We start from the raw sequence: 1362 nt of genomic DNA, 5'->3' as shown, positions 1-1362 counted from the left end.
CCGCCAGTGGCGTGTGCGGGTTGATCACCACGGTGAACAGCGACAGGAAGAACAGCGTCGCTTTCGGGTTCAGGCCGTTGGTGACGAAGCCCGAAGTGAACGCACCGCGGGCTGTGCGCACGCCGGCTTCCTTGTGCAGATCATCGGTCACGGTTTTCGCCGGTTGCGCGCGCAACGCCTTGAAGCCGATATACAGCAGATAAGCCGCCGCCGCCCACTTCAACGCGTTGAACAGCATGATCGATTGCGACACGATCAGGCCGATGCCCAGCAGCGAATAACCGACGTGGAGGAAAATCGCCGTGCCCACACCGAGCGCGGTCCAGGTGCCGGCGCGGCGCCCGTGGGTCACGCTCTCGCGCACCACCACGGCAAAGTCCGGGCCGGGGCTGGCCACGGCCAGCAGGTGGATCAATGCAACGGTCAAGAACTCGGTCCAGTACATGGGGGCTCCTCTGGGGCAGCTTGGTCAAAAATAAATGCGCGGCGAACTCGAACCTGTGGCAAGGGGATTTATCCCCGTTCGGCTGCGCAGCAGTCGTAAATTCAGTGCATGCGCTGTCACTGTTTAAACACGATTACCAGTTTCAGGGCGCGCTTCGCGCGCCAACGGGGATAAATCCCCTCGTCACAGCGTTATCCACATGGCGATGCATCGCATCAGACTTTTGTGCTCTGAGTAACCAATTGTTTCATCTGGTAGGCTCGGCAGATTACGCCTTCCGTTCCAAGCACAAAAGGTACAGTTGATGACGAACCCGCGCCGCGCCGTATTCCTTGATCACCCTTCACTGGATCTCGGCGATCTCGACCTTGGCCCTTTGCATGCCTGCTTCAGTGACTTGCAACTGTTCGCCCAGACCTTGCCCGAACAAGTCAGCGAGCGCCTGCAAGGCGCCACGGTAGCGATCACCAACAAAATCCGCATCGACGCCGCTGCGATGGCCGCCAGCCCGGATCTGCAGCTGATCCTGATCACCGCCACGGGCACCAATAACGTCGACCTGGACGCGGCCCGCGACCACGGCATCACGGTGTGCAACTGTCAGGGTTACGGCACGCCATCCGTGGCGCAGCACACCATCATGCTGCTGCTCAACCTCGCCACGCGCCTGGCCGATTACCAGAAAGCCGTTGCCGCCGGTCGCTGGCAGCAAGCGAAACAGTTCTGCCTGTTGGACTACCCGATCGTCGAACTGGAAGGCAAAACCCTCGGCCTGCTCGGTCACGGCGAACTCGGCGGCGCCGTCGCGCGACTGGCTGAGGCCTTTGGCATGCGCGTACTGCTCGGGCAGATTCCGGGGCGCCCTGCCCGACCGGATCGCTTGCCCCTGAACGAATTGCTGCCACAGATTGATGCCC

At 61.5% G+C, this 1362-nt stretch carries 2 protein-coding genes; one reads left to right on the top strand and one right to left on the bottom strand.

Annotated elements, in window-relative coordinates:
- Window positions 1–445 (bottom strand): LysE family translocator (locus DBR24_RS31700; RefSeq protein ID WP_371921247.1); only part of this gene is annotated, 445 nt, incomplete at its 3' end.
- 304 nt (window positions 446–749) lie between these two features.
- On the opposite strand from DBR24_RS31700, the gene DBR24_RS08110 reads away from it, so the two are divergent.
- On the top strand, window positions 750–1362 hold a 613-nt coding region (locus DBR24_RS08110), incomplete at its 3' end, for an NAD(P)-dependent oxidoreductase (RefSeq protein WP_305888836.1).

Origin of the sequence: Pseudomonas sp. HMWF006, assembly GCF_003061205.1 — a bacterium.
Classification (GTDB): Bacteria; Pseudomonadota; Gammaproteobacteria; order Pseudomonadales; family Pseudomonadaceae; genus Aquipseudomonas; species Aquipseudomonas monsensis.
Note: the sequence above shows the minus strand (reverse complement) of the source record. Positions and strands in the feature narration are given on the sequence as shown.